The organism is Paracoccus sp. UBA5162 (genome assembly GCF_002413585.1).
GTDB lineage: Bacteria > Pseudomonadota > Alphaproteobacteria > Rhodobacterales > Rhodobacteraceae > Paracoccus.
This window is the reverse complement of record NZ_DHXG01000068.1, coordinates 1-9365: the sequence shown is the minus strand read 5'-3', so window position 1 is coordinate 9365 and position 9365 is coordinate 1. Positions and strand designations below refer to the sequence as shown.

At 65.1% G+C, this 9365-nt stretch carries 9 protein-coding genes; all 9 read right to left on the bottom strand.

Annotation, left to right across the window (positions count from 1 at the left end):
* Positions 1 to 413 (bottom strand): DUF7282 domain-containing protein (locus B4A72_RS10250; RefSeq protein ID WP_292978499.1); only part of this gene is annotated, 413 nt, incomplete at its 3' end.
* Positions 414 to 563: 150 nt separating this feature from the next.
* Positions 564 to 950 carry a hypothetical protein gene (locus tag B4A72_RS10245; protein WP_292958637.1) on the bottom strand — a complete coding sequence of 129 codons (387 nt, stop codon included), beginning with the start codon at positions 948 to 950 and terminating at the stop codon, positions 564 to 566.
* Positions 951 to 1038: 88 nt separating this feature from the next.
* A complete protein-coding gene (gene rbsD, locus B4A72_RS10240; RefSeq protein ID WP_292958639.1) occupies positions 1039 to 1422 on the bottom strand; it encodes a D-ribose pyranase in 384 nt (127 codons plus the stop codon).
* Entirely contained in the window at positions 1419 to 2606 is a 1188-nt protein-coding gene (locus tag B4A72_RS10235; protein WP_292958640.1) for a dipeptidase, read from the bottom strand. The genes rbsD and B4A72_RS10235 overlap by 4 nt, the downstream gene beginning before the upstream one ends.
* Before the next feature lie 165 nt (positions 2607 to 2771).
* Positions 2772 to 4589, bottom strand: a complete 1818-nt coding sequence (locus B4A72_RS10230; protein ID WP_292978497.1) for a M3 family oligoendopeptidase — start codon at positions 4587 to 4589, stop codon at positions 2772 to 2774.
* Positions 4590 to 4738: 149 nt separating this feature from the next.
* A complete protein-coding gene (locus tag B4A72_RS10225; protein ID WP_292954765.1) occupies positions 4739 to 5548 on the bottom strand; it encodes a GNAT family N-acetyltransferase in 810 nt (269 codons plus the stop codon).
* Positions 5545 to 6276 (bottom strand): DUF72 domain-containing protein, encoded by a 732-nt coding sequence (locus B4A72_RS10220; RefSeq protein ID WP_292954767.1) that lies wholly within the window; start codon positions 6274 to 6276, stop codon positions 5545 to 5547. Before B4A72_RS10220 ends, B4A72_RS10225 begins: the two co-directional genes overlap by 4 nt.
* A 56-nt stretch (positions 6277 to 6332) precedes the next feature.
* Positions 6333 to 7856, bottom strand: a complete 1524-nt coding sequence (locus B4A72_RS10215; protein ID WP_292978495.1) for a cryptochrome/photolyase family protein — start codon at positions 7854 to 7856, stop codon at positions 6333 to 6335.
* A gap of 33 nt (positions 7857 to 7889) precedes the next feature.
* A partial coding sequence (gene guaA, locus B4A72_RS10210; RefSeq protein WP_292954771.1) for a glutamine-hydrolyzing GMP synthase occupies positions 7890 to 9365 on the bottom strand: 1476 nt, incomplete at its 5' end.

Genomic DNA, 9365 nt, shown 5'->3' with positions numbered 1-9365 from the left:
TGCGCAGTGATCGTGGTCATCACCGGCTTTTCGTCCACCCGGATCGGGCCGTCTTCCTTGGCGCCCAGGGAATATTCGAACATGCCGGTCTTGCTGCCGCCCTCATCGCCATGGACCATCAGCATCAGCATGTCGCCCGATGCGACCTCTTCGGTCAGGATCGCGGCCACGTCGGAGGTTTCACCTTCACGAACCGGCGCGTAACCCACGACGGGGCCCGGCTTCATCTCGGAATCGGTGCGGTGGACGACCAGCCAGCCATTGGCGGGTGCCACGACCTTGGCTGCGCTGACAACGCCGTTGGATACAGACTGATCAGAGGCATCGATCATCGGTGACATGTCGGCAGTCTGGGCAAGGGCGGCGCCCCCGGCGAGCATTGCAATTGCGGCGGTGAGAGTAATGGTCTTCATCGTCGTCCTCCTGAGAATTGGACAGCCGTACGCGACTGCTTCACTCAGGAACGGATGGCGACGCGCAAAGTTGCGCAGATCACGGGATGGTCAGACGGATCAGGCCCGTTTTCGCACCAGAGAATTGACCAGGCCTCGCCGCCTGCCTGTTCAGTCCAGCCAAAAAGGCCACACCCTGCGGCAATGGTTGCCGACGGCCGCGCCGACCGAAAGTGAGCCGTCGCGCGGACCCTTTCCGAATTGCGACAGGCCCGCGCCATCGGCCTTTTTCGCCGGGTCCAATGTGAAGACGATGCCGAGCCCGGCCTCGCGCGGCCTGGGCGTGGCACGCCACAGGCGGGTCTTGCCCGAGAGGTTCAGCCGGCGTTCGGCGAAATCGCCCGCAGCGCACCAGTAATCGGTTTCTCGCGCCCAGCTTTCGAATTGGACGGCGATTTCAGTCGGGCCGATCCGGCGCGCATCCATGCCGTTCTGGGCGATGAAAGCCTGCGCCGGCAGCGGCAGGATCAGCAGGGAAAGAAAAGTGATCGCGCGCATCGGAACAACCCCCGTTCTTTCGAGAATAACCGGTTGGGCCGGGGCCGCAAGTCCCCGAGGCGCGCCGTTCGGCCGGCGATGGCTTTCCCTAGAACGCCACGCCGGACCAGAGGCCGATATTGGCGTAGGGCGTGAACTCGCCCGTCCGCACAAGGGCACGGGCCCGATGCGTCAGGGCCTTGAAATCGGCATGAGGCAACGTTTCGATCTGCCCGATGCTGCGCGCGCGAAAGGCCCGGTCCAGTTCGGGCGCAGCCTCGCTGGCGATGGCCGAACGCTCGACCACCAGTTCGCTCAGCACGGCATCCAGAACGGCAAACAGCCTGGGAACGCCGCCGGTCACGGCCAGGTCGATCACCCGCACGTCCGGCGGCACCGGCAGGCCCGCGTCGCCGATTACCAGAAGATCGCCATGGCCCATCGCGGCGACCAGCCCCGACAATTCGGCATTCAGCAACGCACCGCGTTTCATGTCTCGTCTCCCGGCAGGGTTTCGCGCAGATAGCGCATCATGTTGCCGCCCATCACCTTGGCGATCTGGTCGTCGGTCAGCCCCGCATCCATCAGAGCCTGCGTCAGCGCGACCAGATGCGCGGCGTCGAAAGGCGCATCGACCGAGCCATCGTAGTCCGAGCCCAGCGAAACCCGATCCTCGCCCACGAGCGCGATCGCGGCCCGGATCGAGGCAGCGATGTCTTCGGGCGTGCCACCGCAATTCACGTCCGACCAGAAGCCGATTCCGATCAGCCCGCCTTTCCGCCCGATCCGGGTGACAAGATCGTCGGGCAGGTTGCGGCTGCTGTCGCATTGGCTGCGGATGCCGGTGTGGGACAGGATCGGGCGGGTGCCGTCAATCGCCAGCACGTCGCGGACCAGTTGCGGCGCGGCGTGGGCCAGGTCGATGATCATGCCTCTGTCCATCATCGCCTGAACCACCTGCCGGCCGAAATCGGTCAGGCCGGCGTCGGCGCCGCCCTCGCCATGCAGGCTGCCGCCCAATTCGTTGTCAAAGAAATGCGTCAGTCCGATCAGCCGGAACCCGGCAGCGTAGAGAACGTCCAGATTGGCCAGTTCGCCCTCCAGCGGGTGGCCGCCCTCGCTGCCCAGGATCGCGCCCAGAACCTTTGTGCCATTCGCGCGCAGGGCCAGAAGCGCGTCCATATCGCCGCGCGTCCGGATCAGCCGCAGCCTGTCGGGCGCGCGCGCGGCCGCATCGCGCAGGGCCCTGGCCTGGACCAGCGCGCGTTCCTTCAGCGAGAACCAGGACCGGACCGGCCGCAACTGGCCGATGAACAGCGGCGTGATGTTGTCGGGGGCATCGGCGCTGTTCCGGTCATAGTTCTGGCCGCGCGGGCTTTTGGTGACGGTGGTGAAGACCTGCACCGCGACGTTGCCTTCCAGCAGGCGCGGCACATCGGTATGGCCGCGGTCCACGCGCGTCAGGATATCGCGGTCCCACAGCAGTGGATCGGCATGCCAGTCGCCGATGATCAGGCGGTCATGCAGCGCGCGGGCCTCGGCGCTGACGGGCCAGCCTTGATCGGGCATGGTCATCGGGTTCAGCGACCGTTCGACATAGGCGGGCGCGAAGGCAAGAAAGGCGGCCAGCCCGGCCACGATCAGAACCGCTGCTCCCAGAAGGATCCGTTTCAGCATCCGGTCTCCGTCATGTGTCCCTGCGCCAGCATAGCGCAGCGGGCGGGCAGAACCATGACAAAGCGCCCCGCGAAGGAGAGGAAAAAGGACAAGGGGCGCAACAGAGTGACGTGACACCGGTGGCGGCGCATTCGGCAGCAAGGTCGCCGGTCGCGGGGCGGCGGATCACGCCTCCAGTGCTTCCAATTCGTCGATGAAACCCTCGATCATCGACAGGCCCTTGTCCCAGAAGGCCGGATCGGATGCGTCCAGCCCGAAGGGCGCCAGCAATTCGCTGTGGTGCTTGGACCCGCCTGCCGCCAGCATGTCGAAATACTTCGCCTGAAAGTCCGGCAACCCGTCCTCGTAGGCCGCGTAAAGCGCGTTCACCAGCCCGTCGCCGAAGGCATAGGCATAGACGTAGAACGGCGAATGGACGAAATGGGGCACATAGGTCCAGAAGGTTTCATAGCCCGGCATGAAATCGAAGACCGGGCCAAGGCTTTCGGCCTGCACGCTCATCCACAGGGCGTTGATGTCGTCGGGGGTCAGTTCCCCCTCGGCGCGGGCCGCGTGCAGCTTGCATTCGAAATCGTAAAAGGCGATCTGTCGGACGACGGTGTTGATCATGTCCTCGACCTTGCCAGCCAGCAGGGTCTTTTTCTGTGCCGGATCGGTGGTCTTGGCCAGCAGCGCGCGGAAGGTCAGCATCTCGCCAAAGACCGATGCGGTTTCGGCAAGCGTCAGCGGCGTCGCGGCCAGCAATTCGCCCTGATCCGCCGCCAGCCGCTGATGGACCCCGTGGCCCAGTTCGTGGGCCAGCGTCATCACGTCGCGCGGTTTGCCGAGATAGTTCAGCAGGACATAGGGATGCGCGGTCGTCACCGTGGGATGGGCAAAGGCGCCAGGCGCCTTGCCGGGCGTGACGGCGGCATCGATCCAGCCCTTGTCGAAAAATGGCCGGGCCAGTTCGGCGAGTTTGGGCGAGAAACCGGCATAGGCGTCCAGCACGGTGGCGCGGGCCTCGGGCCAGGCGATGACGCGCGGCGCCTCGGTCGGCAGCGGCGCGTTGCGGTCCCAGACCTGCAACCTGTCCAGCCCCAGCCATTTTGCCTTCAGCGCGTAATAGCGGTGCGAAAGGCGCGGATAGGCGGCGGTGACGGCGTTGCGCAGTGCCTCGACCACCTCGGGCTCGACATGGTTGGACAGATGGCGGCCATATTGCGGCGTGGGCATCTTGCGCCACTTGTCCTCGATGGCCTTTTCCTTGGCCAGCGTGTTGTGGATGCGGGCAAACAGCTTGAGATTGTCGCCAAAGACGCGGGCCAGCGCATGGGCCGCGGCCTCGCGCCGGGCGCGGTCATGTTCGGTCAGCAGGTTCAGCGTGGCTTCCATCCCCAGCACCTCGCCATCGACATCGAATTCCAGCGCGGCCGTGGTTTCGTCGAACAGCCGGTTCCAGGCGGCGGCGCCGACAACGGAATTGTCGTGCAGGAACTGTTCCAGTTCGTCGGACAATTGGTGCGGACGCATGGCGCGCATCCGGTCGAAGACCGGCTTGTAGCGGGCGGGACCGTCGGGCGCGGTAAACACGGCCTCGTAGGTCTGGTCCGGGATGCGGTTGAATTCAAGGCTGAAGAAGACCAGCGGCGTGGTGATGTCGGTGACCTTCGCCTGCAGATCGCCCAGCATCTTGGCGCGGCCGGCATCGGTGGTGTTCTGGTAATAGCGCAGGCCCGCATAGGACATCAGCCGTCCGGCGATAATGTCGATCACCTGATAGGCCTCGATGCAGTCCAGCATGGCGGGCGCATCCAGTTCGGCCAGCTTGCCCTGCCAGGAGGCGGCGAAATCATTGACCAGATCCGCAAGCCGGGCCAGATCCGCCGTCAGTTCCGGCGCGTCGGGACCGGGATAGAGATCGCTCAGATCCCAGACGGGCAGATCGCCGAAACGGGTATCGGCGGCAGGTTCGGTAGAATCGAAGACCGGCAAGGTGGCCATGAGCATGTCCTTTCGCTTTGGCCTCAGATGTAACCTGCATGGCCCTGTGTGCAAGGCTTGCGCGACGCTGCGGCCGGGCGGGGCGGCGCAGCCGCCCGCGAAAGCCGGTCCCCTCGATGGGGCCGGCTTTCGCAGCCCCTTGCGCCGGCCTAGACCGCCTCGAAGGCAGGTGCGTGACGGATCCTGGCACCGGCAGGCAGATCGCCGGCGACCTGCAGGAAGGGTCCGGCATGGGGCGAATCCAGATCCGCCGGACGAAAGCCCAAGCGGGCATAGTAATCGGGTGCGCCCAGCACCACGACCGGACGCGATCCGGCCCCGGCCAGTGCCGCGCGGACCAGCGCCTGCCCGATGCCGCGCCGCTGCATGGCGGGCGCGACGGCAACGGGGGCCAGCGCAAAGGCCGCTTCATCCCCGGTCATGGGCGACAGCCCGACATGGCCGAGGATCATTCCGTCCGCCTCGGCGACCAGCGACATCGAAAGATCACCGGCCGCGCGCAGCGCCTCGACCAGCCGCGCCTCAACCTCGCCCGCGAAGGCATCGCGCAGCAGGCGCGAGATCGCGTCCGCATCCGGCCGCCTCTCGGGCCGGATCGCAGGCATCGCCTCGCGCCTGTGGAAGTCGCGTGCAATATCCCTGCTGTCGCGGCCCCAGGCGCTGGCCTTCGTGCGCTGCTGATGGGCTGCAAAGGCCTCGCCATCGGTGAACAATTCCGACAGATGCCAGACCAGCGGATCCTCGTCCTGCCGCAGATCGAAACGCAGGCATCCCGGTTCGGCCCGGCTCTGATCGACATGATCCGGCAGCAGCGTCAGCGCGGTCATCAACTGCGCCGGATCGGCACAGATCAACCTTCCGGTCAGCGCGATCATCGGCCGATCCAGCGCGATCGTCGGGCCCTCGGCCTCGCAGCCGGTTTCGTGGCGGGGATGGTGATGGCCGCAGGCGCAGCTCATGTCTTCAGCCTTTCGATCAGAGCCATCGCGGCGGCCGGGTTGCGCAGCTTCTGACCCGAGATGACGTAGAGAAACAGGTCGCGCTGCTTGCCCGCCTTGCGTGCGGCCTTGGCCCATTTGTCGAGATCGGCCCCCGAATAGCCCTGTTCCAGATCCGTCGTGCCCATCAGGCGCCAATAGGCGAAATCGGCGGTATCGGCCTCGATTTCCGGAAAGTCCGCATCGGCGCCGCGAATGATGGCGACATTGTGCTGCCTGCACAGATCGGCGGCCTCGTCGGCGGCGAAACTGTCATGGCGCGGTTCCACCGCATGCCGCAGGGCGACGCCCTCATGGCTGTCGGGCAGCAGCTTCAGGAAGGCACCGAAATCGTCCGGCTCGAATTTCTTCGTCTCCGCGAATTGCCAGTTGATCGGACCCAGCTTGGCGCCCAGTTTCGTGATGCCGGAATCGAGAAACCTTGCCACGCTGTCGCCGCTTTCGGCCAGCACCTTCCGGTTGGTGGCAAAGCGCGGCCCCTTGATCGCGAAGACGAAATCATCGGGCGTCTCGTCATGCCATTTCTGGAACGTCGCGGGCTTCTGGCTGCCGTAATAGGTCGCGTTCACCTCGATCGAGGTCAGTTGCCTGCTGGCATATTCCAGTTCGCGCCGCTGGGGCAGGTCGTCGGGATAGAAGACCCCGCGCCATTCCGCGAAATTCCAGCCGCCGATTCCGATGCGGATCATCTGTGCCTCCGGATTGTCAGACGCTTCTATCCCGCGCGGCGCGGTTCGCCGTCAAGTCAGACCACCGTGCCATCCGACATGCGCCGCAAGAAGGCGGCGGCATCGGCGCGGATCGCCCTGCGCTTGTCCGCATCCATGCGGTCCCAGTTGCCATAGATCCGCGACATGCGGGGATTGGTCTCGAACCGGTCGCGGTGGCGGATCAGGAAATCCCAGTAAAGCAGGTTGAACGGGCAGGCCGTCTCGCCCGTCCTGACGCTGACCGAATAGGCGCAACTGCCGCAATAATCCGACATCTTGTTGATGTAGTTGCCCGAACTGACATAGGGCTTGCTGCCGACGATTCCGCCATCGGCGAACTGGCTCATCCCGATCGTGTTCGGCGCCTCGACCCATTCATAGGCATCGATATAGACGGACAGATACCATTCATGCACCCGGGCCGGGTCGATCCCGGCCAGCAGCGCGAAATTGCCGGTGATCATCAGGCGCTGGATATGGTGGGCATAGGCCAGCCGTCGCGTCTGTCCGATCGCGGCCTTCATGCAGGCCATGCGCGTCTCGCCGCCCCAATACATCCAGGGCAGCTTGCGACGGTGGTCCAGCGCGTTGCGCCCGGTGTAATCCGGCCCTTCGAGGAAATAGATGCCGCGCATGTATTCCCGCCAGCCGAGGATCTGGCGGATGAACCCTTCGGCGGAATTGAGCCGCACCTTGCCATCGGCATGGGCGGTCGCGGCGGCCGCGCAGACCTCGTGCGGCGACAGCAGCCCGGCATTGAGATAGGGCGACAGGATCGAATGGTTCAGATGCGGGTCCTCCAGCAGCATCGCATCCTGATAGGGACCGAATTCGTCCAGCGCATGATCGATGAAATGACGCAGCGCCTTCAGTGCGCCGGGCCGGTCGGTGGCATAGCGGAACGGCCTCAGGTCACCGAAATTGTCGGGAAAGCGCGCCGCGACCAGATCCAGAACCCCGGCCGTCACCGCGTCGGGTTCGAATTCGGGCGGTTTCTGTCGCAGCAGGTCGGGCCGGGCAGGCTTGCGGTTGTCGTGGTCGAAATTCCAGCGACCGCCGGCAGGCCGGTCGCCATCCATCAGCAGGCCGGTCTTGCGGCGCATGTCGCGATAGAACCATTCCATCCGCAGTTCCTTGCGCCCCTCGGCCCAATTCTCGAATTCGGCATGGCTGGCGAAGAAACGGTCATCGGGGCGCTGATGCACCTTGATCGGCAGATAGGTCAGGATATTGATCAGCCGCCATTCGCCCGGTTCGGTCGCGATCACCTCGGTCGCGTCGAATTCCGATGCGCGGCGTATCAACTCGCCGCCGATCTTCTGGCTGTTCTCGGGATCGTCCAGCCGCGTATAGGCGACGGTCAGGCCCTTGCCCCGCAGGTGGTTCGCGAACTTGCGCATCGCGGCAAAGACGAAGGCGATCTTCTTTGGGTGGTGGCGGACATAGCTGGCCTCGTCCATGACCTCGGCCATGACCACGACATCGCCCTCCCGCGCCTCGCGCAGCGCGGACAGATTGTCTGACAACTGGTCCCCCAGAACAAGGATCAGACGCGGCATGGTCCCTCGATTGAGCGAAGCCCGATCAGGCCGTCATTCCCATTCTATGGTGCCCGGCGGCTTCGAGGTGATGTCATAGGTCACACGGTTGATGCCCTTGACCTCGTTGATGATCCGCGTCGCGGTCTCGCCCAGGAAATCGTGCGGAAAGGGATAGTAGTCCGCGGTCATCCCATCGACGCTGGTCACCGCGCGCAGCGCGCAGGCAAAGTCATAGGTGCGCCCGTCACCCATCACGCCCACCGTGCGGACCGGCAAGATCGCCACGAAGGCCTGCCAGATTTCGTCATACAACCCGTGCCGGCGGATCTGGTCGATGAAGACCGCATCGGCGCGGCGCAGAATCTCCAGCTTTTCGCGGGTGATCTGGCCGGGGCAGCGGATCGCCAGGCCGGGGCCCGGAAAGGGGTGGCGGCCGATGAAGCTGTCGGGCAGGCCAAGCTCGCGGCCCAGGGCGCGGACCTCGTCCTTGAACAATTCGCGCAGCGGCTCGACCAGCTTCAGGCCCATCTTCTCGGGCAGGCCACCGACATTGTGGTGCGACTTGATGGTCACCGAAGGCCCGCCGCTGAAACTGACGCTTTCGATGACATCGGGATAAAGCGTTCCCTGGGCCAGAAATTCGGCGCCCTCGATCTTGCCCGCCTCGCGCTGGAAGACGTCGATGAACAGCTTGCCGATGGTCTTGCGCTTGACCTCGGGGTCGGAAACACCCTCCAGCGCGCCCAGGAACAGGTCCGCCTCGTCGGCGTGGATCAGCGGAATGTTGTAATGGTCGCGGAACATCGTCACGACCTCGTCGGCTTCGTTCAGACGCAACAGGCCGTGATCCACGAAGACGCAGGTCAACTGGTCGCCGATCGCCTCGTGGATCAGCACCGCCGCGACGCTGCTGTCGACGCCGCCGGAAAGGCCGCAGACAACCCGCTTGTCGCCGACCTGATCGCGGATCCTGCGGATCGCCTCGTCCTTGTAGCTGGCCATCGTCCAGTCGCCGGCAAAGCCCGACAGCCGAACGAAGTTTTCCAGCATGATCCGGCCATGCGGGGTGTGATGCACCTCGGGGTGGAACTGCACGGCATAGAAATGGCGGGCCTCGTCGGCGATCATCGCCAGCGGCGCGTGGGGCGATGTCCCGATGACCTCGAAGCCCGGCGCCAGTTCGGTGACACGGTCGCCATGGCTCATCCAGACTTCTTCGCGACCGGTGCCGAACAGATCCGCGAAGATGCCGTCCTGCTTGTGGCCCGGCGCCGGGGCGATGAAGGCGCGGCCATATTCGGCGTGATGACCCGCTTCGACCTTGCCGCCAAGCTGGTCCATCATCACCTGCTGGCCATAGCAGATGCCGAAGACCGGAACGCCCAGATCGAACACCGCCTGCGGGGCGCGGGGACTGCCATCCTCGGTCACGCTGGCCGGGCCGCCCGACAGGATGATCGCCTGCGGCGGGTCGGCGCGCAGTCCGTCATCGGTCAGGGAATTGAAGGGCCGGATCTCGCAATAGAC